The organism is Pseudomonas serbica, from assembly GCF_028823535.1.
Lineage (GTDB): Bacteria > Pseudomonadota > Gammaproteobacteria > Pseudomonadales > Pseudomonadaceae > Aquipseudomonas > Aquipseudomonas serbica.
The window spans coordinates 417416-442995 of record NZ_JAQIYM010000001.1 but is presented as its reverse complement, the minus strand read 5'-3'; the positions used below and the strand labels follow the sequence as shown (position 1 = coordinate 442995).

Sequence of the window (25580 nt, the reverse complement as noted above, 5' to 3'; positions counted from 1 at the left end):
CCATCGCGGGCAAGCCGGCTCGCGATGGGCTCACCTCAATTTCGGATCTGTCCCCAAGCTAATTGCACTTGGCACTGCTGGACACTTCCTTGCTCGCCTGTTTCAACAGGCTGCCCAGTTCAGCCGCATTGGTGCTGTTGTAAACCCGGCCACCGGTGTTTTCAGCGATACAGCGTGACGGGCCGCCAGCACCGATTTTCACCACGTTGACCCGCAGGCGCGGTTGTTCCCTGGCGATTCGACGGGATACCGCGCAAACGTCCTGCCCGCAACCGTCCTCACCGTCGACAAACATTACGATAACTGCATCGTTATTGCGCCCGTCGACGGTACTCGCCGCGTGGGCCAGGCTGTCGGCCAGCGGCGTGCCGTCGTCCGGAACCAGACCTCGAATGCCATTGATCAGCCGCGGGCGGTCGCCGAACTTGAACACACCCCGGTCCGGTGTTCTTTCGCAGCCGGCGAAGGTGATCAGGCGTGTGTCGATCTTCGGGTCCAGCCCGTTGATCATGCCGGCCAGTGAGTCTTTGGCGACGTCCATGCGGCTGGGTTTGGCGGTGAGACGCATGTAGCGATTCGGGTCCATGAGCTTGTTGAGGTCACCACTACCGAAGAACCAGTCCTCGTCGGCTTTCACTGACTTGATGTTCAGGTTCATCGAACCCGAGGTGTCGAGCACCACCACGAATTGCGGGACCTCTGCGGCCGGCGCATTTTTACGGCATGCGAAGTTGTCCAGCGTCGGGGCCGGTGGCGGTGGTGGCGGGGCAGCCACTACCGGTTTTGGTGGTGGAACCGGTTTGGGTGGCGGGATCGGCTTGGGTTCCGGTGCCGGTTTGGGTGGCGGGACAGGCTTGGGCTCCGGCACCGGTTCTGGTGTGGGTTCTGGTACCGGAGCAGGTTTCGGTTCCGGTTCCACGACAGGTTCGGGGACAGGCTCAACCGGCTTCTCAACCGGTTTCTCAACGGGTGTCACCACCGGTGCCACAGGCGCTACCGGAGGAGCCACGACAACCGGCTCACGGTGCAGGAACCACCAGAGCCAAAGCGCCAGAAGCAGCAACAGCAGTGCAAGCAAGGCCGCCGCGAGCCACCAGCCACGCCGCGACGGCGGTACGACCGGTACCACAGGAACCACCGGCGGCACGATCGGTTTGGGCGGGCGCTGGTTCCAGCGCACCACCAGAGGCTCACCGTTGAGGCTGTAGAGTTTGTCCAGTTCAGGCGCGCCGAGCAGGCTGCGCAGGTCGTCCGCTTCCGTCGGTTGACCGCGATTTTGCAGTTCGTCCGCCAGCTGTCCGAGGGACGTCTGGCGCACTTCATAGGTCTCCAGCAAGCGTCGTTGCGCATCCTCGTTGAGGTCGGCATAGGGCGTGGGTTGGCCACCCAGTTCGGTCCACCATTCCAGCACGTCGCCGCTGCCCATCCGCGGGATAGCAAACAGACTGGCAACGGTCGGCGGAAAGTGTTTCTGGATGAGGGCGACTTTGGCTTGCAGCGCACTCATCCCCTCCGATGTGGCTTGCGCATCCCTGATGACCCGCTGCATGACGACGATTCCTGAAAAAGTGCAGGCATCCGTCGGGATGCCCTGCGGGGTGAAAAGTTACTCTTCGTAGCCGAGGCTGAATTGCAGCTGATTGACCTTCTTCTGCAAGGCTTTCAGCTCTTGCTGCTTGGCCGCCAGTGTCGCGGGTGTTGATTTGGTTGTTGGCGCCGCTTGCGAAGCCTTGAGCTGCTTCTCGAGATCGGCAATCTGCTTCTGCACCTGGGCTTCATTGCCACGCCGAGCCTTGAGCGAGTTCAGCAGTTGCGCCAGCGACTGATTCAGCGCCGCCTGGGATTTCTGCTGGCTGGCCAGATCGGTCTTGGTGCTGAGCTGCTGGGCCTGAATGTTCTCGTACACCTGATGGAACATTGCGTTTTGCTGACGGGACTCGCTCAGAGTCTGTTCCTTCTGCTTGACCTGATCGCTGTAACCACCGGAGTAGTCGCAGTTCATCTTGGTCAGCATGCTGCTGTCGCGATTGGTCGCATCGCACTCGCCGGGCTGGGTCGCGCAACCGCTCAGGCCCAGGACGGCAGTGATGACTATCAGTTGTCGTAGTGTCATGCGCTTAGCCCAGTGTGATTGCGGAGCGTTGGCTGTACAGAGCGTCGACTTCCTTCTGCAGGCTGACGACTTTCTGGTTCATTCTCTGAATGTTCATGTCCACCTGCCTGATCTCGGCGCTGCTACCTTGTGAGCGCTCGGCGTCTGCCACTTTGCGGTACTCGGTGACTTTGGTACGCATGTTGGCCAGGTCTTTACGCAGGCGCGCGATGTCCGAATCGATCCCGGCGATTTGCGCCTGAGCTTGGCTCTTGTCGACTCTTTTGTTGGCGATGTCCTTTTTGATCTGGGCGATTTGTGCCTGATCATCTTTGATCACTTGCTGAGCGGTCGCGGTACGGGCGATCACCTTCTGCGTGTCTTGTTCGACGTCGCTGTTCATCTTCGCCAAACGGGTGGTGGTGTCGGCGTATTCGGCGCGACGTTGATCCAGGTAATAGTTCGCGCCCATGGCCACGCCGCACGCGGTAATGCCGGCGGCGATGACGCACACGGTTTTGTTGCTGCTGTTGGACAGCGCACAAGCGAGGATGCCCACACCGGCGCCAACGGCGCAGGCCTGGTATCCGGACTTGCTGAAGAACTCTGCGTCATTGCCTTGGGTCAGGCGCGGGTCGGCACCGTCGCCTTCGCCGAGCATAGAGCTGCCGGTGTTGGCGCATCCGGTCATTAGCAGGCTGCCGGCGACTACGAAAGCGATCTGTAGCTTGAAGCGAGTCCAAAGGCTGCGCGACATGGTGAAACTCCTACGTAACGGTGTTGACGCGTTGTTATTGACTGACGGTTTTGCAGCTGTTCAACCAGGCTTCAGTATCGATTCTCTGCTTTTGCAGAAACGCTTTCTGATTGGCCCAGTGGGTGCGCAAGTAAGGTTTCAGGTCTTGCAGCTGTTTGTTACGGGTGAGAATTTCTTCCATTACCGGGACTTGTGTTTCAAGCAGTGGCTGGCCGTACAAGGTAGCCGATTCCACCAGGCTGCTGGCGTAGTAACGGCTGAGTTTGTGCAGGCGATCCTTTTGCTCCTCGAGCTTTCCTTTACGCATATCGCAACTGGCGTCTTTGTCCGCGCCTTCGCAATTGAGCTTGTAGTTCTTTTGCAGGAAGTCCACGTACTGGCCGTCGTCGAGCATCTTGGTGCACAGGAACGCACCCAGGTTGAGGCTGGCGCGGATCGCCTGGTCGCGGGTTTCTTCCTGCTGCTGGTTGCTGGCGCGCAGCAGGTTTTCCAGGGCCTGGAGCTTTTCCTTGAGCGCTTTGTCTTCGACGCCCGAGGCGAGGTTGTTCAGGGATTGCACGGTGCCTTTGTCGGCGGATTCGGCTTCCTTGCTGCCGGTGCCGAGTTTCTTCCAGCTGCTTTCGATACTGGCAACCCTTTCGCGAGAGGTGAGGGTCGGGGAGACCAGTACCAGTCGCAGGCCGGTGGTTTTGTTTTTCACCTGACCTTCGGCGTTGTAATACGGCTCTTCCTGACGCAATGCCGTACGCAGGTCGGCCTGCGCCGTCAGGTAATTGCCGCCACGCACGACATAGCCGCCGGCCTGACCATGCTGGCGGTCGAGTTTGTTCAGGCGAAACGGCTCGAACATCATTTCGTCGACGTTACCGAGCATGTCATGCAAGCCCAGCGGATTGGGCTTTTGCAGTCCGCTCAATTGTACTTTGCCGTTGGACGATTGCGCCCCGGCGAACCACTCGTAGGCATTGATGCCTTCCGGCATCGGGTAGTGCGTATCGCGAAATTCAGCGGCACTGACTTCAAGCCCGCCGCGCGCGGCGAACTCCCATTCGACTTCGGTGGGCAGGCGCAGGAAGCCTAGCGCACCGTCTTCCTTGGGCAGCTTGCCGGCGGCATTTTTGCGCAGCCACAGGTTGTACTTGTCGGCGGCGTCGATGGCTTGCACCCAGCTCACCGACGTTTGCGGCAAGCGCATCTTGGTGGCGGCGGTGGGGCAGGTTGCTTCGGTCAGCGCGGCGTATTGCAACTGACTCATCTCGTACTTGGCCATCAGGTAGTAGCGGGATTTGTCGTTCTTGGCCCCGGTGAAACTGCCAGCGATGAATGTTGGCCGGGTCTGTTCGACATAGCCGTATTCCGCACCGTCCTGACCGATGTTGATCGGGTAGTCATCCAGCGGACCGGTGACCGGAATGAACACCTTGCGAAACACCATCGAGCCTTCGCAGGGCATCGGCAGCACGACGTCGCCAGCCTCGGGCATCGGGTTGTAATACTTCTCTTCCCAGCCCGCCGCCGAGGCGTCGAGCAAGTAGCCGAGGGTCAGGGGTAACAGCAAGCCAAAACGTTTATAGCTCACGCAGACTCTCCGCAGGTTGGATGTTGATCGCTCGCAGGGCGCCGATCATGGCCACCAGTGCAGCGACCAAAAAGGTCAGGAGCAGGGCGGCCAGGCCATGCCAGACAGTGATGTGGCAAACGAAGGTGCCGGTGGTCTGGCTGCTGCCGAGCAAGTAGTCGAACAAATGACTGCCCACGGCATAAAACCCCAGCCCGCCAATGTAGCCGGCCAGGCTCAGCACCAGCGCTTGCAGGACCACAAAACCGCCGACGGCCCGGCGTTTGAAACCCAGCAGGCGCAGGACTGCCAGGCTTTTGCGTTTACGGTCGATGTTGGCCAGGAACGCCCCGACCATTGATGCCACGCAACCAATCAGCGCCGCCATGGCGATTACACCGAAGATCAGTCCCAGCACATGGTTGATGGCTTTGACGTTATCGATGTCAGCCAGCCGGCTAGACGTTTCGATGTGCTGTTCGTTGAGCCAGTGTTCCAGCGGCGCGACCTGATCGATGTTGCGCGCATACACGCGGGCGCGGGCATACAGTGGTTGTAGATTACCCTGAGGCTTGCCGGTGGTCACACCGAACCCGATGACCTGATAACCGTCGCGAAAGCGTTCCAGGTCCAGCAGCAGCGGCGGGGCGACAAACCCGGCCGCGCGACCGAAGCGGGCGCCGTCGAGCACGGCCAGTACCGTCAGCGTCATCTCGCCGCGTTCATTGACCCCTTCCAGGCGACGCAAGGCGCGCAGCTGCACGCTGTCGCCGGCCTTGGCCTGCAAGCGTTGTGCTGCACTGGCGCTGAGGATCACTTGATTGCCGACGGGGTTGAGTGACGCCAGGTTCAGTTGTGGATCGCCCGGCTCGGTGGCGATGATTTCCGCACCTTCGACAAAACGTTGCATGCCGATCACTAGATCAGCCTGGGTATTGAGCGAGCGGGTCTGGCCGAGGGCAAAACCGGTTTCGGGGCGCTGGCGCAAACGCTCGATCCAGGCCGTGTCGTAGTTGCCGTTGCTGAGCATCTTCACTTCAAGGTTGCGCGGGTCGCGCAGCAGTTCGTCCTGCAACTGGCTGACCACCCCATGCTTGAGCCCGAACAGCAGCAACAACGGGGCAATCACCGCCACCAGGGAGGCGGCAATGCACAGCGAGACCTTGCGGTCGTGCCAGAGGTCTTGCAGCGCCAGTGAGCCCAGCAGGCGCAAGCGATCAATCCATCGGTTCAAACAGAGTCTCTCCCTGATGGCTGATAGCGCCGAGACGAGGTAAGCCGAAATCCTTCAGCAAGGTCCAGTCATGGGACACAACGAGTGCACTCAGACCCATGCTGGACACCAGGCTCAGCAGCAACTCGAACAAACGCCGGGCACTGTGAGGGTCGAGCGCGGCGGTCGGCTCGTCGGCCAACAGCAGCAACGGTTCATGGGCAATTGCCCGAACGCAGGCCACGCGCTGGCGTTCGCCGATCGACAGGGCCTGCGGTTGTTTATCCAGCAACCCTTGCAGGCGCAACACGTCAACGGCGTGGTCGATGTGCTCGCTCTTGGTCGACATGCCGAGCAAGCGACGCGGCAGGCTGATGTTGTCGCGCACGCTCAGGAACGGCAGCAAGCCGCCGCTCTGCAAAATGAAGCCCAGATGCCGTGAACGCACCGCTGCAAGAGCAGGCTGGTCGTCAGTCGCCAGCAGATGGGCGATATCTTGAGCGTGCGCCGCGCCCAGCCGAAAGCGCTCGAGTTCCACCGGCGCGAGTAACAGGCCGATGGCTTCGAGCAACGTGCTTTTGCCGCTGCCGCTTTCACCGGTGATGGCGAGGATTTCCCCGGCACCGACCTGCAAATGCGGCAGGCGTACGTGATGAGCCAGCGCGCCTTCACCACGGCGCACCAGCAGGTTCTTGATATCGAGCATCGGCGTCTCGTTAAGGCATCATTTCCAGTGGTACGGGGTACACGTTGTCCCGCGCATCGCTGTCCTTGGCCAATGCTACCCAGCGGTCGACATCGGCGTTGTAACGCTGGTAATGCCGCAGTTTGGTGTTCAGCGTGCGGATGAATTTCTCTTGCGCCAGACCGTCCCAGCTCTTCCAGGTCTCTTCATCCAGGTTCAGCACTTCACTCTGGTAGGGCAGGTCTTCGAGGTACTCGCCGAGCACGCCCATGTCCGCCAGTTTGGCGTTACTGTTTTGCTTGAGCTGATTGGGATCGGCGCCCATGGTCGCCGCCACTGTGCGCAGACGATCGAACATTTCCGTGGGTGAAATCAGGCCTTCGTTGGCGGCATCGAGGATTTTTTTCATCACGTCGCTCAAATCGCTGAGCTGCGATTTGGTCAGCAGCACCCGCACATCGGTGGTCGGGATGTTCTGCTTGATCAGGTCGCGGTCGGTGATCCACGCCTTGAACACCGGCGGGGCCTTGCTGTTGGTCTTCTCGCCGAGATAGGCGAGTTGCATGGCATGGCCGATCAGCGCCGCGTCTTCGAGCATTTTCTTCTCGGCCGGGTCCTGCTTGGCGTTCGCCGCGCTGCCGATGGCGTCTTCGCCCATGTAGGCGGCTTTGACCTGTGTAGTGATCGCCCCGGCCAGGGCGTCCACCTTGCGCCCGAATTCCTGCACATCGCCAGCGTTCACCGGGTAGTACAGCGAGGTGTTGGTGCCCGGGTAGGTCGACAGGTTCTGGTACTGCGCCTGCGCCTTGGCGTGGTCCTTGGCCCCGGCCGGGGTTTTCAAGTGCAGGGTGTAAATCGCCACGCCCGGATTGGCGGCTTCCATACGCACCTGCGCGGCGCTCAAACCGGTCTTCGACAGCTTGTCGTCGCCTTCTATGGCGCCCGCATCGGTGATCAGCACCACGTAGCGCGCGCCGAACTGAGTCCAATCGACCTTGTCGATGCTCTCCATGACGCCAGCAAACGAGTCTTCATCGAAGCTGCTGCTCGACACGGTGGCCTGTTTGAGATCGGCGATCTTGGCGAAAAAGTCGGTGCTGTCTTTCACCTTGGTAGGGTCGGCGTACATTTTGGTGGTGTATTCCAGCCCCGGCACTGCCTGGGTATTGGAACGGAAAGCCACCAGGCCGAATTTGACCTGCTTGCCGAGATTCTGCGCTTCGATCTTCTGGTAAACCTTGCGGATCGCCTCGCGGGTGCGATCGATGTAGGGGTCCATCGAAATCGTCGAGTCGATGACAAATACTACGGCCGCACTGAATTCCTTCAGCTGGTTGGCCTTTTTGTCTTCGGCTTCCTTGCTGCCGGCAGCGCTGGTTGCAGCACCGCCCTTGGCGTTCTTGTCATCCGGCTTGCTGACGGAGGCGACGTTGAGCAGGCGCGTGCGGAAGCCGCTTTCGGTCATGACTTCTTCGCCACTGAGCACCGGCAGCAGGTAGAACTGCTTTTGCAGGTCGACGAAGTACTCCGGTTCTTCAGCCAGCACGCCCGGTGCTTGCTGGCCTTTTTTCAGTGTGGCCCGCAGCGGCGCGACTTTGCTGACCGGGTCCGGTGCATCAAGGATGCCTTCGACGGTGGCGCGGTCCTTGAAGAACAGCAACCGGTCGCGGTTGGCCGGGTTGGTGAAGGCCAGTGTCAGCTGCATCTTCCAGTCGGTGGTGCAACTGGCAGGCAGCCAGCCAATGGTTTTGCCGTAGCTGTCGGGGCCGACTTTCAGCCATTCGGCGTTCTTCGCTTGCGCACGTTCGTACACATAGAAGCGGCTGAAGACCGGTTGTGCGTCACCTTCGGCACCACCCGCCGTCGGGCTGATTTTGCAGCCCGGTGTGGTCAGCACGCGCTGGAACAGGGTTTTCTTACCGGCCTGGATCAGCGGTTTGTCATCGGCCTGGGACAGCGGGCTGATGCACAGCGCGAGCAAGGCGGCACCGCTCAGCAGGAATCGACTCATGGGCGAACGCATCACTTCTGCAACTCCTCGAAACGCTGTTTGGCTTCGGCGTTGTTCGGGTCCTGGGTGAGGATGGTTTCATACCAGTAGGCGGCGGTGGCGTTGTCCGCGGCCGGGAAGCACTCGCTGGCCTTCAGGTATTTAGGGTCGTATTCGCGGGCATAGGCGTTGGCGATCAGCGCGTCACCGGCCTGGGCACGGTTGGCGTACAGGCGCTGGGCGACGCCGCAGTGTTTACCGGCCTTGGCCTGGTTGATGATCTCCAGCAACTTGGCGCTGTCGGGTGCCGCCTTGATGCAGGTCTGGACGAAGGTCAACTCGGGCAGGCTGTTCATGCTGTCGAGGGTGCAGGCTTGAGGATCGGCGCTGGCGGGTGTGGCGGCAGTGGCTGCAACCGCGGGGGCCGGGGTGCGTTGGTAGAACCAGAATCCGGCGCCCGCTGCCAGCAGCAACACCACAATCAACAGACCGATCAGGCCTTTGTTGCTTTTCTTCGCCGGTGGGGGAGGCGGCGTGTAGGCGGGCTCGGTGAGCACCGACTCCAACTCCAGTTCGGGCTCGGCGGTGGACAGGACCAGTTCAGGTAGATCCGGGATCTCCGGGACATCCGGTGCCGGTACACTCGGCGCCGTCAGTTCCGCGCCGCCGTAGGTCGAGCGCGTCTGACCGCCGGCCGTGGACGGCAGCAAGCCAACGCCTGGGCGAACCACGCCTTTATCGGCGTGTCCGTGGTTCTGTTCGCGCAGTTCGATCTGGAATTGCGAGTTGGCGCCGCCTTCCAGCAGCGGGTCGACCACGACCGGGCCGACCTGCGTTTCCAGGGCTTCGCCACTGGTGGCAAGATTGAAACGCGAGACCTTGAACCAGAACGGATTGTTGCTCCAGGCCTTGTGGTCCTGGAGGTAAAAACCGTCCTGGTTACGCTGAATGGAAAACTCCAGCAGTTCCTCGCCACCCTGCCATTTCTTTACAGTGAGGCGGGCCTGGCCAGGCACATTGGGCTCTAACGCGAGCAGGTCGACACGAATGGGCATTGCTTATCTCGCTACGAAGGCTGTGAGCACTTGGCCCAGCCGTTCATTCTGTTCAGGGGTGATTTCACGTCCGGCACCATGGCCGGCATTGTCCTGCGTGATGTAGGCCAGGCCCGAGAGCCAGTCGCCCAGATACCGCTGTGCCTGATTCGACGGTTGCGCCGGCAGCACGGGGACTTGCCCCGGGCCAATGTCGGTGTAGAACGAAAACAATGGTGCCTTGGCGCCGGTGCGGCTGTTTGGACGCTCGTTCACCGGCGTCTGGAGGTAGCCGAACCAGGACACGAAATCGCGCAGTACACGTTGCACTTCCAGTACCTGGCGCTCGACCAGTTGATCGCGCCGCGCGCCACTTTGTGCTCGCTTGAGGACGGCGCGGCTCAGTTGCCCCGGCAAGTCCTGGCGATAGCCGGCGGTGATCAATTCATCGACCACCGCTTCCAGCAAGGGCTTTTCCAGCCCCAGCAGGTTGAGCAGGCTTTGCCGGGTGGTCAGTTCACGAAGGTGTGCGATCCAGGCCTTGAAGGCCGCTTTGGCAAAACGGTGTTCATTGCTTTGCAACTCGGGCGCCGGGGTGCCGGTTTTGCTGCTGACCGGCGCTTCATGGCTCAGGTCGTCACTGAAATCGAAATCGAAACCGGCGTCGTTGCCATACAGGCTCTGGCTCGGTGTCGGGGCGACCGGTTCGTCTTGCGCGGCCGGCTCGTCATCGGTTTCGTACACGCCGCTGAGGTACAGGTCGCGCACCTCTTCGCTCGGTATGTCGAGTTGATCGATCAACTCACCGAGCACCGCCGGACGACGGCCCAGGCCCGTCAGAATCATTTGCGCCTTGGCTTTCTTGGCGGCTGCGGCGCTGTCGTCGTCAGCGTGGTACCAAGTGCTCAGGCCGTGGGTGGTCAGGCCTTCGAGGCATTCGCTCAATTGCTCGCGGATGCGCTGCAATTTGAATTCGATATTGGCCACGCCTTCGAAACTGCCGCTGAAGTGGCTGATGCCACCGTCATCGTTGCGCAGCATCTCTGCCCAGGCGTTGGCCGGGTTCTTGATGTGTTTGCACACCAGGGCGTTGCTGGCGAAGCTGGCGCCCAGCGCGCTGACACGTTCCTGATAGATGGCATTGAGGCCGGTTTCCGCACCGCTCGCGTCTTGCCCGATGAACGCCGCGTCCATGCGCGGTTTACGCACCAGGTAGGTGTTCTGGAACGGTGTGCCGGCCCAATCGTTCATCCAGCTCAGGCTGCCGAAGCGCTCCAGCATGGTCAACTTGACCATGCCGTTCCAGCTCTCGTCGTACTGATCGGGTGTCAGGCTGAGGGAGTTGGTAATGCGCAGGTCGAGCATGGTCAACGCCCAGATCAGACCGGTGTCGCGTTTGCTGCGAGCGGCCGAGTCGGCGCCCTGGGTCTTTTCGATCCAGCGGGTCAGCACCGGGCCCACGTCGTTGACGTCGCTCTGCTTGGTCGTGCCTGTGCAGACCACCAGCGCGTTCATTTCCTGGTTGTCGGTGTAGCGTTCGAACAGATAGGCAACCTTGCCACGCAGGATCAGCTGGGAAACCGAGTTGTCCTTGGCGGTGGATTGCGGGTCGTTGGAATCGGCGATCTCGTGCAGTTTCTGGCGTCCGCGATAACCGGGGAAGTCAAGCAAGTCGACCTGATTGACGATGTCATCCACCGGCGCTTCGATCAGGCGAAAGGTCATTTCGGCGGTCAGTGCCGCCAGTTGCGCGACGGGAATCGCCTGACTGTTTTGCAGGCGATCGCCTGCCAGCGGTCGAACATCGATCGGCAAGTCCAGCGGGCTGCCGAAGCGTTCGAGGATGTCGACGTTCATGATGCTGTCGCGCTGGCTGTAGGCGTCGTTTTCGAAACTCACCAAGGCCTTCAACGGTGCGAACACGGTCTCGGGCAGGCCCAGCTTGTGCAGTGCGCCAGCCAGTTGCTGGTACACGCGGGTCAACTCGCGTTGCTCACCCCAGAGGATCGAAAACAGCTCGGCCCGTTCCTGGAAATTCAGGCGTGGCACCAGTTGCAACGCTTTGGGCCAGTACAGGTGCTCAAGCTTCTTCACCGAGTTGCGGAAGTTGTCGCGTAGGTAATCCCACAGCGACACCAGATCGTCGGCATTGACCCCCGTTTGCAGCGGCCCGGTTTCGCGACCTTCGAACGGTTTGAGCACGCGCGGGATGCGCTCTTCGTCGATCTCGTAGGAAATGCGTTCAAGGTCGAAATCCTTGAACCAGGCGTTGGCGAGAATCTTCGCCAGCTCGATTTCCTTGAACAGGGTGAGTTCTACCGGGAAGTCCTTGTCCTGACTTTCCGTTGCCCGACGGCTGAAGCGCGTTACCAGGCCGGTGGCCTCCTTGCCACCACCCACCGGGTTGATGTGTTTGATGAAGTCCAGGCGCTGGTCGCCGAACTCGGTTTCCAGTTTGCCGTTCTGACCGGCGGCGAGGGCCGAAATCAGGTAGGACTTGCCGGCCTGGGACAAGCCGAAAAAGCCAATGGTCATCGGCGTGCAGGCCACGCGACCGAGGCTTTGGGCCAGGTTGCGGGCGCGGTGCAGGCGGATGTTCAGGTTGTCGGCTTCACTGTCCAGGCGCGGCGCATTGCCGCGCGTCTGGTCAATCCAGTCCAGCGCCTGACCGGCGCCTTCATAAACAGCGGCCCAACTGGCAGAGAGCTGAGTTTGATCGGGGGTCAGGTCGTTCATTTGCGTTTCACACTTCCACTGTCGAGCCAGTACTTGGTCTCGCTCAGGCCGGCGTCGAGCATGGTGTTAAGTTCCAGTTCGAGGTCGCTGCGCGGGTTGAAGTTGACGTTGTTGCTGTTGGATTCTATGTCGCGAACCGAGAGGCGGTCGCTGACCAGATCCTGCTTGCGCGTGTATTTGTCCGCCGGTTTGACCTCGAACCGCACCTTGAGCAGCGGCGCGCAGCCGTTTTCACCGATCGCGCGGGAGAACTTCTCCCGACCCGCCTTGGTAAACCGCAAGGTATACAGCGGCGAGGCGGCCCAGCGGTCAGCGGCCAACTGGCGGAAACCGAGGCGCAGATCGCCGCGCATTTCCAGCTGTGGCGTGTCGGCGGCGTCGCCAACGCCAATTTCCGGCAGCTTGATTTTGTAGTCTTCGGACTGGATGTCGCGGTACAGCACATCCGCATCCTTGATCACGTTGTTCAGGTCGATGACGCCGATGTACTTGACCGTCGAATACGGCTTGAGTGCCGAAGCACGGAAGTAGAAGTTCGGCACGCTGTGGTTGGCGCACAACAGGCAGAGCATGGCGCCGACCGAGGCAGTACTTTTCGGGTCGTCGATCCGGCCGTTCTTGTGAAACGGATACCAGCCGCCGGTGCGGTAGTTTTGTAGCGCCAGAATGCGTCCCGGTGGCAGTGGCAACACCTTGCGAATGAACGCCTGGATGCCGGGCAGGCGAGAAGGGCGGCCGGTCAGCAGCAAGACATCGCAGGGGTACTGCGCGGCCACCTCGCACAGCGCACCAAGGATCTTGGTGATGTTGATCTGGTCGTTGAGGAAGGCGGCGTGGAGCTTTTGCAGGTCGAAGCTGATCGGTGCGGCATACAGGTCGAAACCACTCTGACCGCCGACATCGCGGCGCACGGCGGCGTTGACGTAGTCGAGCACGCTCTTGCTGATCGCGTTGTCACCAAGCAATTGGCGGTAGCTTTGCGGGGTGACTTCTTGCGGCACTTGCGGATCGTAATGCTCGTACGCCTTGAGCAGCGCCAGACCCAGCGGGGCGAACACCTGGAGGTTCAATTGTTGGCGCAGGATCATGTCCTGGGCACTGACCGATTCATCGCCGCACAGCCGTGACATCAGCGAGTCCGGGGCTTTCACGCCAGCGTTCTGCAAGGCTTTTTCAAAACTTGGCAGGATGAAGTCCTGAATCACGTCCAGCAGGATGTCGTCGCCGGCTACTTTGAAGCCATCGCGAAAACGCTGCTCGGGCACGATGTGTACGTTGCTGCCGCTGCCGGTATTGCCCGCGCGATCGAGGCGATAGTCGGTGATCACCAGGTCGGTGGTGCCCCCGCCGATGTCGATGGTCGCGAGGGTGATGCGTTGGCGATCGGTCTTATCCGGCCGGGCGATGGTGTCAAAAAACTCTTCCGGGTGGCCGGCGAAATTCTCGTTGACCTCCGTGTATAGATACACCAGCTGGCCGCAGGACGCTTCGTCCCATTCCACGCGGATACTCGGGATCGGCGTGCGCGGGCTGACGGCCTGATCCTGATGTGGATCTTCCTCGCCGGCATGCCAGCCGAGGCTTTTCCACACCAGGCCGATGGCTTGCAACATGCGTTCGTTGAGGATGCTGCGCTCGGCCTGCGGCATGCCCGGCGGCACGGTCAGGGTAATGCTGTTTAGCTGGCGCGGCACGCGGGTGTGACCCTGGCGCGAGCGCTGGGCCGGGCTGTTGATTTGCGACAGCGCCTGGGCCAGCACTTCGGCGAGCATGAAGGTCATCAGCGAGCTGCGTGAGTAACGCGGCATGAACACCGGCAGGCGATCGTCCTCTTCAAGGCTGTAAAGCGCCTCGCCGGTTTCGTTGATCAGATGCGAGAACGGCGCGGCGGTGGCGTATGGCTCGTTGTCTGTCTTGATGTACGAGCAGTTGAAGCGCCAGCCGTGGCCATAGGCGTTTTCGTCCCACAGGTAGCGTTTCGGGCTGGACAGCCCAGTGGAGCCTTCGGTGCCGCGACGACGGCTGGCCAGACGGCTGGCCTCATTGCCGACACGGGCAATCGTCGCCCATTGGAACGCGTCGTGACGGCCGCTCTTGACCGAGCAATGGTCCTTGCCAAAGTACGCCTGGGCGAACTCCACGCGGCTTTCGAACGGCAGGTTGTAGGTGTGTTCGGGCGTGATCAGGTCGCGCAGTTCCAGCACGTAGTTCTGCTTCAGCCCGGAGCCGGCCTGACCGTGGTTTTCGATCAGGATACCGCAAGTGCGAGAGTTGCCGACGTCCAGCACCAGGTCCACCGGAATCGGTTTGACCAGGCCATTGCTGTCGTTGGCGACCACTTTCAGTTCGGGGATTTCAACTTTCGCCCGGGCTGTCGACTGCTGGGCGGCTGACGGCGTGCTCAACAGGCTGAGCAAGTTGAGGTAGTGCGCCAGGTGATGGTTGGAGCGGATATCGATGTCCAGTTCTGCGCGCGAACGGTGGGCATTGCCCTCGTTGAACACTTCCAGCAGCCACTCGTTGACCCACGGCTGCGCCAGGAACCAGCGGGTTTCGCTGGCCTTGGTCGCCAGTTTGAAAGACACACCGGAGCTGATGTCTTCTTCGTTTGGCGCCAGGTAAGCAGTGCCGTCACGCTTAGGCATCACGCGGCTGTCGAAGGCCATCGTCAGGCGGTGGGTGTTGCCGTCGATATCGGGTGTCGCCAGCTTCACCAGACGCATGCGCGACCAGTTCGTCGGACCTTCATCGAAGCGATGGGGCGGCATGAAGCGGAAAAACGGGGTCGGCAGCCAGATACCGTCGAGCAGATCGAGGCTGCTTTTCATGTCGACGCTGAACGCAGGTTTGGCTTTTTCGACCTTTTCCGGTTCGGGCTCGTAGAAAAAGAAGTCTTTCTCTTCGTTGTACGCCAGGCGGCAGATCAGCCCGCTGATCATCGGTGCGAACTCGCCTGCCGGTTCCTTGCGGGGATCCAGGCGCAGGGCGAAATCCATGAACTGGATGCCGGTGTCGCTGACCAGCGTGACGGTGTCTTCGAATTGAGTGACTTCAGGCAACATGTCGGGTTATTCCGTTTTTTCGGCCGCTTGCCGCATGGACATGGGGAATTGTTCTGTGCCGTAACCGCCGGTGCAGTCCGCGACCGTGGTCGCCCCTGGGCGGCAGTTGACCTTGGGCATGTCGTAAGTGCTGCCATCGCCGCACACGGCCTGGCCCTGGCTGTCGATGGCCAGGCTGCCACCCTTCATAGTAGCGCTCACCGGCCCGCTGCATTTGGAACCGTCGGCCTGGTGTACGGTGACTTGGCCCTTACCGTCCTTGAGCTGGTATTCCAGACGCAGCGGTTTGCCGGTCCGGCGGTCCTGGATCCCGGCGCCTGCGTTGTACTGACCGTCGAGGAACTTGGCGGCACCGTCGGCGGCGTCTGGCGGGATGCTCAGGGGAGGGCCGGGTTTTGCGGCGGCGGATTTTTCTGCGTCGGGCGATGTGACATCCGGCGGCGTGGTTTTGTTTTCGGGTGGCGCGGTTGGGGATTCGGCTGCCAGGTCTTTGGCCGGGTCTTTGGATGGGTCCTTGGCCAAGTCGGCGGGTGCTGCGTCAGCCTCGTTACCCTCGTTACCCCCGACGGCCGGTACTTCACCTTGTGTTCCGGTCACGGCGGTGCCGGTTCCAGTGGTGGAACCGATAACGGTGCCTGTCACCGGAACGCCATTCAACGTCGTGACATTGCCAGTCAGTGGCGGCTCTTCCAGCTGTTTTTCCACCGGCACGATGCCCTTGGGCAGCAGGTCTACCGCCACCAACGGAATAGGCACGCAACCCCGCAGGCCGAGCAACAGCCACAAAAGCAGCAGCAGGAGCGGCAGCAGCAACCACCACCACCAGCGACGCCACCACGGACGAGCCACCACCGGCACGATGGGCGCAATAACAGGCGCTTCGACCGCCGGTGCCGGCGTCGGAACCTGATAGAGGCAGTGCAGGGGATCGCGATTGAGGTCGGTACCGGCGTGCTCGAAACCCCAGAAGGTCAGCACCGGTTTGCCTTGCACCAGGTAGACGAAGTTTTCGTCAGGGATATGAATGACGCGCTTGAGCAACTTGCCGAACACGGCTTTGTCGCCTTGCTGCTGTTCGCCGGATTCCGTGCCAAGGAAACGCTGGCTCAATTCCTCCAGCGCGGTCTTGAGGGCTTCAAGTTGGCGGCGGGCAGGGGCGCGTTCTTCTTCGGTCGCGCTGCTCCACGGAATCACATCGCCGTCGAGGGCGCTGTACCAATCGATCTGGTTGCCGAGTTCATCGCTTTGAGGAATGGCCAGATGATCGACCAAATCGGGGTTCTTGCGGCGAATGGCTTCGCGCAATTGCAGGGCTGCCCGGTAGACCGGTTGACCTGTTTCGCCGAGGGCAGTGAATGACCCGCTCTTACCGCTGCGTAATAATGCCCCGCGCATTTAAACTCCATACGATCCGTTGCGCAAAAATGACAGACAAATGTGTCTGTACTTGCTCCTGCAGTTGGCGGACAACCATGATGCCATAATGATGTCGCCGTCAATCTGCCGGAGGTTCAAACCTCATGAGACTAACGTAAGCGTGCGGAGGTTGCATAAGGTCAATTTTAATTGGCTTTGGAAGGATCTGGCGTGGGCTTTTTAAGTCTGCTGAATCGTTTAATCAGCCACGAGGCCGGCAGCCTGGGCATTTCGGTGGGCTTCAATACCCAGGCGCTGCCCGTGTTTTCCCAGTGGAAAAATGAAGCTGGTAAGCGAGATTCAGGGTGGACGGGAGACGGAGGTGCGGCAGAGCCGTTGGTTGATCTGACCAAGGGGGGGGCGCCGGCTAGAGCGTTGTCGGCCGATATTGCAGCGCCTCGGCCAAATGTTCGCGTCTGATTCCGTCGGTTTGTTCAAGGTCCGCCAGCGTGCGCGCGACCTTGAGCAGTCGATGGGCTGAACGTAGGGAGAGATTCAGCCGTTCACACGCGGTTTCCAGCCAGTTTTCATCGACTGTGGATAACGTGCAGTGCTTGCGCAACCCCGGTAGATCGAGAAACGCATTGGCACAGCCCTGACGCTTCTGTTGGCGCTCGCGTGCCTCGGCCACTATCAATGCGGCGCTGGCGCTGTCCTCTCCTGGTTTCACGGGCGGATTCAGCGCCGTGGCCTCCCGTGCCACGGTCAAGTGCAAATCGATCCGATCCAGCAGCGGGCCGGATAGCTTGTTGCGGTAGCGCTGCACCATGTCCGGGGTGCATGAGCAGCGGCCCGTAGGTTCGCCAAGATATCCACAGGGGCACGGGTTCATCGCCGCCACCAACTGGAACCGCGCCGGGAATCGCACACGATCCTTTGCCCGGGAGATCACGATATAGCCGGACTCCAGCGGCTCCCTTAGTACCTCAAGCACCCTGCGTTCAAACTCCGGAAGCTCATCAAGGAACAGGACGCCGTGGTGAGCAAGGGTGATTTCGCCCGGCTGCGGTTTCGAGCCGCCGCCCACCAGCGCAGGGCCTGAAGCCGAATGGTGGGGCTGGCGAAACGGCCGATGAGGCCAATGGCTCAAGGGCACGCAACTGGTGACCGATTGGATGGCAGCCACCTCCAGCGCCTCGCTTTCGGAAAGCGGCGGCAGGAGGCCGGGCAGACGGCTCGCCAGGAGTGTCTTGCCCGTCCCCGGCGGCCCGCTGAGCAACAGGTTGTGCGCGCCCGCCGCAGCAATCAACAGCGCCCGTTTGGCCGCAAGTTGACCCTGCACTTCATTCAAATCGGGATAAGGCTTGCTGGCGTAGAGCAAGCCATTGGAAACATAAGGCTCAATCGGCGTATGCCCATTGAAATGCGCGACAGCCTCCAGCAAATGATCCACCGCAATCACTTTCAAGCCCGACGCCAGGCACGCCTCCTCGGCATTGGCCCGCGGCACCACCAACGATCGCCCGGCCTTGCGCGCCGCCAATGCCGCCGGCAACACTCCGCGTACGGCCCGGACCGCACCCGACAGCGCCAGCTCCCCCAGGCACTCCACATCATCGAGCGTCAGCGTCGGCACCTGCACACTGGCCGAGAGAATCCCCAGGGCGATCGCCAGATCGAAACGCCCGCCATCCTTGGGCAAATCCGCCGGCGCCAGGTTCAAGGTAATGCGCCGAGGTGGAAACTGCAGCCCCGAATTGATGATCGCACTGCGCACCCGGTCCTTGCTCTCCTTCACCGCCGCCTCGGGCAGGCCGACCATGGTCAGCGATGGCAAACCATTGGCCAGATGGACTTCAACGGTGACAGCGGGCGCATCCACACCAATCTGGGCGCGGCTGTGGACGATGGAGAGGGACATGATCGTTCCTTGAAATGACGGAGGCCGCTTCCTGCGGGTTTTTCAAGGGTAGCCAGGAGATGAGGGTTTCGCGTGGGGGCAGTGGAAATGAATTTTCGCTGGATGTTGCGGGAGGCTTTAAAAGCCCTTGAATGGGGCGTTTACAAGGGGGGATTTACACTGAATGTGGTGACTATAGGCCGGCATTAGAGGACATCCATGGGAACACCGATCCTCGAGCCGAGATAGTCTGGCAGCCATGGTTGAGCAGGTCGGCCTTATGGGCTTCCCACGGGTGTATGACGCCAAAGCCGCTGTTAACGCGACGATGAACACCTACACGCAGGTCTTCAATCGCGGGCAAGCCCGCTCCTACAGGGATCGTGGTGTTATTCGGACGGGGGAGTGAGCTTGGCTTCCATCTCCGCCACTTTCGCCTCAAGAGCCTCCAAGCGTGCCCGGGTACGCGCCAACACCACCATCTGGCTATCGAACTCTTCGCGGCTCACCAGATCCAGCTTGCTGAACCCGCTCTGCAACAGCGCCTTGAACTGGCTTTCGATTTCGCTTTTCGGCAGTGGCGTGTCGCCGCTGAAGAGGCGGGAGGCGGTGCCTGTCAGGGCGTCGAGGAAGTCTTTGGGCGCGAGCATGGGGGATTGTCCTGGTAGCAATGGCGGGCAGTGTACCACGCAGTGTCTATAGTCAATTCGGCGGGCAAGGAATGCACGCTTTTCGCGCATGCGGACGGACGGCAACGCACCGTTGTTGTGCGTAACGCGTGGGGTGCTGTCGTGAAGTGGTTGCGATCTGTTGGCAAAGGCTTGAAAACAATGCGTTTTGTGGAGATGGCAAGCTTTCTGCTTAGATGCTGATGACCCATGCACTGATGCAGTCGCTGTGACGAATGCAGTGCGCCAGGCGAAACGCGGGGAGTGTTTCGCAAGGAGCGGTTAGCTGGCGTCGGACGGGCAGGTAAGGCCGACGATGCGTTACAAAGCCAGGCACTGCGCTTAGACTTGAGACGGGTTTGTTTTCCTGGGGCAAGTCCACCAAATTCGGGAGAGAGTTTTCATGAAGCTAGTCACTGCCATCATCAAGCCGTTCAAGTTGGACGACGTGCGCGAGTCGTTGTCCGAGATCGGCGTGCAGGGCATTACCGTTACTGAAGTCAAAGGCTTCGGTCGGCAGAAGGGTCACACCGAGCTGTATCGCGGCGCGGAGTACGTGGTCGATTTCCTGCCAAAGGTGAAGATTGATGTCGCCATTGACGACAAGGATCTCGACCGGGTTATCGAGGCGATAACCAAGGCGGCCAACACCGGCAAGATCGGTGACGGCAAGATCTTCGTGGTCAATCTGGAACAGGCGATTCGCATCCGTACCGGCGAAACCGATACCGACGCAATCTAAGCCGCCACAAACCCAACGCCCCAGGAGAAAACAAAATGACTCTGCGTAAATTCGCAGGGCTAGGAGCCCTGTTGTCCATCGTAATGCCCAGCCTTGCTTTGGCGGCAGACGAAGTGGCGGCCCCAGTCCTCAACTCCGGCGACACCGCCTGGATGTTGACCTCGACAGCTCTCGTGCTGTTCATGACCATTCCCGGCCTCGCGCTGTTCTACGGCGGTATGGTTCGTTCCAAAAACATTCTTTCCGTGATGATGCAGTGCTTCGCCATTACCGGTCTGATCAGCGTCCTGTGGGTCATTTATGGCTACAGCATCGCGTTCGACACCACCGGCATGGAGCAGGGCGTCGTCAACTTCAACTCGTTCTTCGGCGGCATGGGCAAGGCTTTCCTCGCCGGTGTCACGCCATCCAGCCTGACCGGCCCGGCCGCGCTGTTCCCTGAGGCGGTATTCATCACCTTCCAGATGACCTTCGCGATCATCACCCCGGCGCTGATCGTCGGTGCCTTCGCCGAGCGCATGAAGTTCTCCGCGATGCTGATCTTCATGGGCATCTGGTTCACCCTGGTGTATGCACCGATCGCGCACATGGTCTGGTCCGGCAACGGCGGCCTGATGTGGGACTGGGGCGTGCTGGACTTCGCCGGCGGCACCGTGGTGCACATCAATGCCGGTGTGGCCGGTCTGATTGCCTGCCTGGTGCTGGGTAAGCGTAAAGGCTTCCCGACCACGCCGATGGCACCGCACAACCTCGGTTACACCTTGATGGGCGCGGCCATGCTGTGGGTTGGCTGGTTCGGCTTCAACGCCGGCTCCGCTGCGGCGGCCAACGGCACTGCCGGCATGGCGATGCTGGTCACCCAGATCGCAACCGCCGCTGCGGCATTGGGCTGGATGTTCGCCGAGTGGGTCACCCACGGCAAACCAAGCGCACTGGGCATTGCATCGGGTGTGGTTGCCGGCCTGGTAGCCATTACCCCGGCCGCTGGCACCGTAGGCCCGATGGGCGCCCTGGTGATCGGTCTGGCCGCAGGCGTGGTGTGCTTCTTCTGCGCGACTACCCTGAAACGCAAACTCGGCTATGACGACTCCCTGGACGCCTTCGGCGTGCACGGTATCGGCGGTATCCTCGGCGCGATCCTCACCGGTGTCTTCGCTGCGCCGTCCCTGGGTGGCTTCGGCACCGTGACCGACATCGCCGCGCAAGTATGGATTCAGTGCAAAGGCGTGGGCTTCACGGTGATCTACACCGCGATCGTCACCTTCATCATCCTCAAGGTCCTGGACGCCGTCATGGGCCTGCGTATTACCGAGGAAGAAGAAGCGGTCGGCATCGATCTGGCGCTACACAACGAACGCGGCTACAACTTGTAAGCACGCGCATGAAAAAAACTTGCCCGGCTTGCCGGGCATTTTTTTGTCTGGAGTTTGTCATTGAAGTGAGAGCTGAAAGGTTTTTTCCTACAGGTTTTACGATGTTTGCGTCGGGTGTATTTGTACGGTCGATGGCTTACAAAAATGAAGGATGATCAGGGCCTTTGTTTTTTCCCAGAGCGCGCTAGAATGCGCCCCGAACGTGCGGAGAACTGTATGTGGCAACAGACTCTGATAACCCTGCGGGCGAGGCCTCGGGGCTTTCATCTGGTAACGGACGAGTTACTCGCCGGCTTGCCTGAACTCAAGGCATGTCGGGTCGGTCTGTTGCATTTGTGGCTGCAGCATACCTCGGCGTCGTTGACCATCAACGAGAACGCCGATCCGGCGGTACGTCGCGACTTCGAACGATTTTTCAATCGTCTGATCCCACAAGGAACAGACGGCTATGAGCATAACGACGAAGGCCTGGACGACCTCCCGGCGCATTTCAAGGCCAGCGTGCTTGGCTGTCAGCTCAGTTTGCCGATCTCGGCAGGCCGGCTGGCGTTAGGCACCTGGCAAGGCGTTTATCTAGGCGAGCACCGTGATCACGGCGGTGCTCGTAAAGTCCTCGCCACCTTGCACGGTGAAGGGGCATAACCGCTGGTCACCAGCGGCTGTTGATTTTTTTCCGGCAGCCTTCGACAGAGGGCAAAGCTGGGCTATAACTAATCTGCTTTTCGCAAGTCATGAGGTAGAACATGAGCGACGATGATCTGGAAAACGACGACCTCGAAGTAGGCGACGACGACGAAACCGAAGAAGGTCTGGAAGCAGCGGCGGAAGACGTCGCTGAAGACGACGGCGGTGATGCCCCCGTTCCGACCGCCAAAGGCAAGGCCAAGGCAGCGGTATCGGTCGATGAGCTGCCGAGTGTCGAAGCCAAGAACAAGGAACGCGACGCCCTGGCCAAGGCCATGGAAGAGTTCCTGGCTCGTGGCGGCAAGGTGCAGGAAGTGGAGGCCAATGTGGTCGCCGATCCGCCCAAGAAGCCAGACAACAAGTACGGCAGCCGGCCTATCTGAGCCTGCTACGCGCTTGCTGAAAAAGCCCGCCGTCGCTGCGGGCTTTTTCATGGGCGGCTCAAAATCGTTCGCGGATCCTGTAGGAGCCGGCTTGCCGGCGAAGGGGCCCTTGAATCTTGGGTAATCCTTGAGGACGCCTTCGCTGGCAAGCCAGCTCCTACAGATTCGGTCAGGCCGAAACTGAATTCCACTGCGCCAACAACGCCGGCAATTCGGTCAGGCTGCGAATCTCGGCATCCGGCAAGCGCTCGGCTTCCCAAACCTTGCCCGCCGGGTTGAACCAGATCGCGCGCAGCCCTGCCTGCTGGGCGCCGGCAATGTCATCGCCGGGATGATCGCCGATATGCACCGCCGTTTCGGCGGTTGCATCACCACGCTGCAATGCCTCATGGAACAGTCGCGCGTCGGGTTTGGCGACGCCGATATCTTCGGCGCACAACGCAAACTTGAAGTAGTCCGCCAGCCCCAAGCGACGCACATCGGCGTTGCCGTTGGTGACCACGCCGAGGGTGTAATGGTTAGCCAGCACCTCCAGCGTTGGTTGCACCTCCGGAAAGATTTCCAACTGGTGCCGGGCATGCAGGAACACTTCGAAACTCTGGTCGGCCAGGTCCGAGGCCAAAGCATGGGCGTATCCGGCTTCTTCCAATGCTTGAAACAGCACGCGACGACGCAAGGCGCTGATGCGGTGCTTGAGGTTGGGTTCGATACTCAGGATACGCTCGCGAATGGCCCACAGATGCTCCACTGGCACCGCTCCCAGGTTGGGCGCATGTTGCGTCAGCCATTCACGCAATACGGCTTCGGCGCTGACGATCACCGGAGCGGTGTCCCACAGGGTGTCATCGAGGTCGAAAGTGATCAGTTGGAGGGTCATGAATCGTCGCCTTTAATGCGTTTGGCCCGTGGGTGGGCGCTGTCGTAGACGGTTGCCAGGTGCTGGAAATCCAGGTGGGTATAGATCTGGGTGGTCTTGATGTCCGAGTGGCCGAGCAGTTCCTGCACGGCCCGCAGGTCCTGGGAGGATTCCAGCAGGTGGCTGGCGAAAGAATGCCGCAACATGTGAGGGTGCAGGTTTTGCCCCAGTTCGCGTTCGCCAGCGGCCTTGACCCGCAGCTGAATCGCCCGCGGCCCCAGGCGCCGGCCTTGCTGGCTGACAAACACCGCGTCGTCCGCCGGGTTGGCCATGGCCCGCAGCGGCAGCCACTGCTCCAGCGCCTCGCGGGCTTTTTTGCCGACTGGCAGCAGGCGGGTCTTGCTGCCCTTGCCGTGCACCTGGACCATGCCGTCGGCCAGATCCAGCTGTTCGAGATTGAGCCCGGTCAGCTCTGACAGGCGCAGCCCGGAGGAGTAGAACAGTTCGAGGATCGCCTGGTCCCGGCGTGCCAGGAAGTCGTCTTCCACGCCACCTTCAAGCAGTTGCAGCGCCCGGTCGGTGTCGAGGGTTTTCGGCAAGCGGCGTTCGCCCTTGGGCGGTGCCAGGCCATTGGCCGGGTCGTGGTCGCACAGGCCTTCACGGTTCAGGTAGTGATAGAGCCCGCGAACCGCCGACAGCAACCGCGCCAGGCTACGGGACGATTGACCTTGCGAATGCAGGCGGGCGACCAGGCTGCGCAGGCGCTGGATGTCCAGCGCGGCCCAGCTATCGATGTTCTGTTTGGCGCACCACCCCAGCACTTTGTCGAGGTCGCGGCGGTAGGCCGAAAGCGTGTGGGGCGACACCTGTCGCTCACTGCGCAGGTGTTCGCAGTAAGCGTCAAGTTGCCGTTCCATGATCAGCGTACCGAGCGCAGGGAGCTGTTGAACCGTGGCAGCACGCGGCCCATGACTTCGGCGATGTAGCTCAGGAACAGCGTGCCCACCGAACTCTTGTAGTGCTGCGGGTCGCGACTGGCAATGGCCAGTATGCCGTGGATGCCTTGATAGCTGATGGCGACGACGGCAGTGGAACCGATCTGCTTGCGCTGTTCTTCGCCGAACAGGAAATCCAGTTCGTGCTCGCGCAGGCTGCCGCTGACGCTTTTGTCTTCCAGCAGCAGGCCGCCAATGGCTACCTGGGCATCGGCGTGGGTCACCCAGCGGCCCACCGGCATGGCGTTGTCGCCCAGCAGGATGAGGCTGACGAAGGGTACCTGGAAGTCCTGGCGCAGACTGTCTTCGACGCAGATCACCACGTCTTCCAGGCTGCTGGCGTCGAGCAGGGAGAGAATCAGTCGGCGGGTCTTGTCGAACAGGCGGTCATTGTCGCGGGCGACGTCCATCAAGTGTGAAAGACGATGGCGCAATTCTATGTTGCGGTCGCGCAGGATGGTCATCTGCCGCTCCACCAGCGACACGGTATCGCCGCGCCGGTGGGGGATGCGCAAGGACGCAAGCAGCTCTTCGTGCTCGACGAAGAAGTCCGGATGAGCCTCCAGGTACGCGGCAACGGCCGCCGCCTCCAGGCTTTCGGACGCTGATTCGTCGGGCTGTAGGGCGGGTACCTGAGGCTTATCGGTCATGGCTGTGGCTCACTCAAAGACGCACTTGTCCTTCATAAACGCGCACTGCCGGGCCGGTCATCATGACCGGTTGGCCAGGGCCTGCCCATTCAATGGACAGACGCCCGCCAGGCAGGTCGATCAGCAGTGGCGAATCCATCCACCCCTGGCTGATCGCGGCGACGGCGGCGGCGCAGGCGCCGGTACCGCAGGCCTGGGTTTCCCCGGCCCCGCGTTCCCAGACGCGCAACTGCGCGCGGTTCCGATCGATGACCTGGAGAAAACCGACATTGACCCGTGCCGGGAAGCGCGGGTGATGTTCGATTTTCGGCCCCAGTTCATGCACCGGTGCGTTGTTGATATCGCTGACCCGCACCACGGCATGGGGGTTGCCCATGGACACGGCGGCCAGTTCGACGGGCGTGCCATCGACGTCGACCTGATAGTTCAGGGCCTGCTCTTGGGCCTGGAACGGAATGTCGGCCGGCACTAGTCGCGGAGCGCCCATGTTGACACTGATCTGGCCATCGCTGCGAACATCGAGCTCGATGATACCGCTCTTGGTTTCGACACGGATCTGCCGTTTCGCGGTCAGGCGCTTGTCGAGCACAAAGCGGGCGAAACAGCGCGCACCGTTGCCGCACTGCTCCACTTCAGAGCCGTCGGAGTTGAAGATCCGATAGCGGAAGTCCACGTCCGGGTTGCTCGGGGCTTCGACAATCAGCAGCTGGTCGAAACCGATGCCGGTGTGCCGATCGCCCCACTGCTTGGCATGCTTTGGCAGAATATGCGCGTGCTGGCTGACCAGGTCGAGGACCATGAAGTCATTGCCCAGGCCGTGCATCTTGGTAAAACGCAGCAGCATGG

21 protein-coding genes and 1 pseudogene are annotated in these 25580 nt (G+C 61.0%); 5 read left to right on the top strand and 17 right to left on the bottom strand.

Annotation, left to right across the window (positions count from 1 at the left end):
* Positions 1-58 precede the first annotated feature (58 nt).
* From NQL71_RS02040 to NQL71_RS01990, 11 genes are read right to left on the bottom strand one after another with little or no spacing between them, the layout of a single operon-like run.
* Complete coding sequence (locus NQL71_RS02040; RefSeq protein ID WP_046818508.1) at positions 59-1549, bottom strand: vWA domain-containing protein; 1491 nt, start codon at positions 1547-1549, stop codon at positions 59-61.
* A 57-nt stretch (positions 1550-1606) separates the two neighbouring features.
* Positions 1607-2113, bottom strand: coding sequence for a hypothetical protein (locus NQL71_RS02035; RefSeq protein ID WP_046818507.1), 507 nt, complete (start codon positions 2111-2113; stop codon positions 1607-1609).
* A 4-nt stretch (positions 2114-2117) separates the two neighbouring features.
* The gene (locus tag NQL71_RS02030; protein WP_046818506.1) at positions 2118-2849 is read right to left on the bottom strand and encodes a hypothetical protein; all 732 of its coding nucleotides are present in this window, start codon (positions 2847-2849) and stop codon (positions 2118-2120) included.
* A 34-nt stretch (positions 2850-2883) separates the two neighbouring features.
* Entirely contained in the window at positions 2884-4428 is a 1545-nt protein-coding gene (locus NQL71_RS02025; RefSeq protein ID WP_046818505.1) for an SUMF1/EgtB/PvdO family nonheme iron enzyme, read from the bottom strand.
* On the bottom strand, positions 4418-5641 hold the full coding sequence (locus NQL71_RS02020) for an ABC transporter permease (protein ID WP_046818504.1): 1224 nt from the start codon (positions 5639-5641) through the stop codon (positions 4418-4420). Before NQL71_RS02020 ends, NQL71_RS02025 begins: the two co-directional genes overlap by 11 nt.
* Positions 5625-6326, bottom strand: coding sequence for an ABC transporter ATP-binding protein (locus NQL71_RS02015; protein ID WP_274642199.1), 702 nt, complete (start codon positions 6324-6326; stop codon positions 5625-5627). Before NQL71_RS02015 ends, NQL71_RS02020 begins: the two co-directional genes overlap by 17 nt.
* Positions 6327-6336: 10 nt before the next feature.
* Positions 6337-8316, bottom strand: coding sequence for a vWA domain-containing protein (locus tag NQL71_RS02010; RefSeq protein WP_425520673.1), 1980 nt, complete (start codon positions 8314-8316; stop codon positions 6337-6339).
* Positions 8317-8327: 11 nt separating this feature from the next.
* Positions 8328-9350: a hypothetical protein gene (locus NQL71_RS02005; RefSeq protein ID WP_248686006.1), complete on the bottom strand. Its 1023-nt coding sequence runs from the start codon at positions 9348-9350 to the stop codon at positions 8328-8330.
* 3 nt (positions 9351-9353) lie between these two features.
* Positions 9354-12065, bottom strand: coding sequence for a putative virulence factor (locus NQL71_RS02000; protein ID WP_274642198.1), 2712 nt, complete (start codon positions 12063-12065; stop codon positions 9354-9356).
* A complete protein-coding gene (locus tag NQL71_RS01995) occupies positions 12062-15127 on the bottom strand; it encodes a virulence factor SrfB (protein ID WP_046818500.1) in 3066 nt (1021 codons plus the stop codon). The genes NQL71_RS02000 and NQL71_RS01995 overlap by 4 nt, the downstream gene beginning before the upstream one ends.
* A 6-nt stretch (positions 15128-15133) precedes the next feature.
* Positions 15134-16522, bottom strand: a complete 1389-nt coding sequence (locus NQL71_RS01990; protein WP_046818499.1) for an SrfA family protein — start codon at positions 16520-16522, stop codon at positions 15134-15136.
* Positions 16523-16753: 231 nt separating this feature from the next.
* Between NQL71_RS01990 and NQL71_RS36655 the strand changes: the two are divergent.
* Positions 16754-16963, top strand: a pseudogene (locus NQL71_RS36655) (hypothetical protein); the annotation flags it as partial.
* Here the strand turns inward: NQL71_RS36655 and NQL71_RS01985 are convergent.
* Both NQL71_RS01985 and NQL71_RS01980 read right to left on the bottom strand, forming a co-directional pair.
* The gene (locus NQL71_RS01985) at positions 16911-18404 is read right to left on the bottom strand and encodes a YifB family Mg chelatase-like AAA ATPase (RefSeq protein WP_046818498.1); all 1494 of its coding nucleotides are present in this window, start codon (positions 18402-18404) and stop codon (positions 16911-16913) included. The pseudogene NQL71_RS36655 and the gene NQL71_RS01985 sit on opposite strands and share 53 nt — an antisense overlap.
* A gap of 368 nt (positions 18405-18772) precedes the next feature.
* The gene (locus tag NQL71_RS01980; protein WP_077184883.1) at positions 18773-19033 is read right to left on the bottom strand and encodes an accessory factor UbiK family protein; all 261 of its coding nucleotides are present in this window, start codon (positions 19031-19033) and stop codon (positions 18773-18775) included.
* A 421-nt stretch (positions 19034-19454) separates the two neighbouring features.
* Between NQL71_RS01980 and glnK the strand changes: the two genes are divergently transcribed.
* From glnK to sutA, 4 genes are all read left to right on the top strand, one after another.
* Complete coding sequence (glnK, locus tag NQL71_RS01975) at positions 19455-19793, top strand: P-II family nitrogen regulator (protein WP_002555808.1); 339 nt, start codon at positions 19455-19457, stop codon at positions 19791-19793.
* Between the two features lie 35 nt (positions 19794-19828).
* Positions 19829-21166, top strand: a complete 1338-nt coding sequence (locus NQL71_RS01970) for an ammonium transporter (protein WP_046818496.1) — start codon at positions 19829-19831, stop codon at positions 21164-21166.
* Positions 21167-21382: 216 nt separating this feature from the next.
* Positions 21383-21808 carry a secondary thiamine-phosphate synthase enzyme YjbQ gene (locus NQL71_RS01965; protein WP_046818495.1) on the top strand — a complete coding sequence of 142 codons (426 nt, stop codon included), beginning with the start codon at positions 21383-21385 and terminating at the stop codon, positions 21806-21808.
* A gap of 101 nt (positions 21809-21909) precedes the next feature.
* Complete coding sequence (sutA, locus tag NQL71_RS01960) at positions 21910-22233, top strand: dormancy-specific transcriptional regulator SutA (protein ID WP_007980816.1); 324 nt, start codon at positions 21910-21912, stop codon at positions 22231-22233.
* Positions 22234-22402: 169 nt separating this feature from the next.
* Here the strand turns inward: sutA and NQL71_RS01955 are convergent, their stop codons facing one another.
* From NQL71_RS01955 to dapF, 4 genes are read right to left on the bottom strand one after another with little or no spacing between them, the layout of a single operon-like run.
* Entirely contained in the window at positions 22403-23110 is a 708-nt protein-coding gene (locus tag NQL71_RS01955; protein WP_077184880.1) for an HAD family hydrolase, read from the bottom strand.
* The gene (gene xerC, locus NQL71_RS01950; protein WP_046818493.1) at positions 23107-24006 is read right to left on the bottom strand and encodes a tyrosine recombinase XerC; all 900 of its coding nucleotides are present in this window, start codon (positions 24004-24006) and stop codon (positions 23107-23109) included. Before xerC ends, NQL71_RS01955 begins: the two co-directional genes overlap by 4 nt.
* A gap of 2 nt (positions 24007-24008) precedes the next feature.
* Entirely contained in the window at positions 24009-24734 is a 726-nt protein-coding gene (locus NQL71_RS01945; protein WP_046818492.1) for a DUF484 family protein, read from the bottom strand.
* Positions 24735-24747: 13 nt separating this feature from the next.
* Positions 24748-25578, bottom strand: a complete 831-nt coding sequence (gene dapF, locus NQL71_RS01940) for a diaminopimelate epimerase (RefSeq protein WP_046818491.1) — start codon at positions 25576-25578, stop codon at positions 24748-24750.
* Positions 25579-25580: the final 2 nt, after the last annotated feature.

Coding starts and splice junctions, on each gene's coding strand:
- NQL71_RS01965 (WP_046818495.1), top strand. CDS start 21,383: ATGTGGCAACAGACTCTGATAACCCTGCGGGCGAGGCCTCGGGGCTTT.
- NQL71_RS02030 (WP_046818506.1), bottom strand. CDS start 2,849: ATGTCGCGCAGCCTTTGGACTCGCTTCAAGCTACAGATCGCTTTCGTA.
- NQL71_RS02040 (WP_046818508.1), bottom strand. CDS start 1,549: ATGCAGCGGGTCATCAGGGATGCGCAAGCCACATCGGAGGGGATGAGT.
- NQL71_RS01995 (WP_046818500.1), bottom strand. CDS start 15,127: ATGTTGCCTGAAGTCACTCAATTCGAAGACACCGTCACGCTGGTCAGC.
- NQL71_RS01955 (WP_077184880.1), bottom strand. CDS start 23,110: ATGACCCTCCAACTGATCACTTTCGACCTCGATGACACCCTGTGGGAC.
- dapF (WP_046818491.1), bottom strand. CDS start 25,578: ATGCTGCTGCGTTTTACCAAGATGCACGGCCTGGGCAATGACTTCATG.
- NQL71_RS02000 (WP_274642198.1), bottom strand. CDS start 12,065: ATGAACGACCTGACCCCCGATCAAACTCAGCTCTCTGCCAGTTGGGCC.
- NQL71_RS02010 (WP_425520673.1), bottom strand. CDS start 8,316: ATGAGTCGATTCCTGCTGAGCGGTGCCGCCTTGCTCGCGCTGTGCATC.
- NQL71_RS01945 (WP_046818492.1), bottom strand. CDS start 24,734: ATGACCGATAAGCCTCAGGTACCCGCCCTACAGCCCGACGAATCAGCG.
- NQL71_RS01990 (WP_046818499.1), bottom strand. CDS start 16,522: ATGCGCGGGGCATTATTACGCAGCGGTAAGAGCGGGTCATTCACTGCC.
- NQL71_RS01970 (WP_046818496.1), top strand. CDS start 19,829: ATGACTCTGCGTAAATTCGCAGGGCTAGGAGCCCTGTTGTCCATCGTA.
- NQL71_RS02035 (WP_046818507.1), bottom strand. CDS start 2,113: ATGACACTACGACAACTGATAGTCATCACTGCCGTCCTGGGCCTGAGC.
- xerC (WP_046818493.1), bottom strand. CDS start 24,006: ATGGAACGGCAACTTGACGCTTACTGCGAACACCTGCGCAGTGAGCGA.
- NQL71_RS01985 (WP_046818498.1), bottom strand. CDS start 18,404: ATGTCCCTCTCCATCGTCCACAGCCGCGCCCAGATTGGTGTGGATGCG.
- glnK (WP_002555808.1), top strand. CDS start 19,455: ATGAAGCTAGTCACTGCCATCATCAAGCCGTTCAAGTTGGACGACGTG.
- NQL71_RS01980 (WP_077184883.1), bottom strand. CDS start 19,033: ATGCTCGCGCCCAAAGACTTCCTCGACGCCCTGACAGGCACCGCCTCC.
- NQL71_RS02005 (WP_248686006.1), bottom strand. CDS start 9,350: ATGCCCATTCGTGTCGACCTGCTCGCGTTAGAGCCCAATGTGCCTGGC.
- sutA (WP_007980816.1), top strand. CDS start 21,910: ATGAGCGACGATGATCTGGAAAACGACGACCTCGAAGTAGGCGACGAC.
- NQL71_RS02015 (WP_274642199.1), bottom strand. CDS start 6,326: ATGCTCGATATCAAGAACCTGCTGGTGCGCCGTGGTGAAGGCGCGCTG.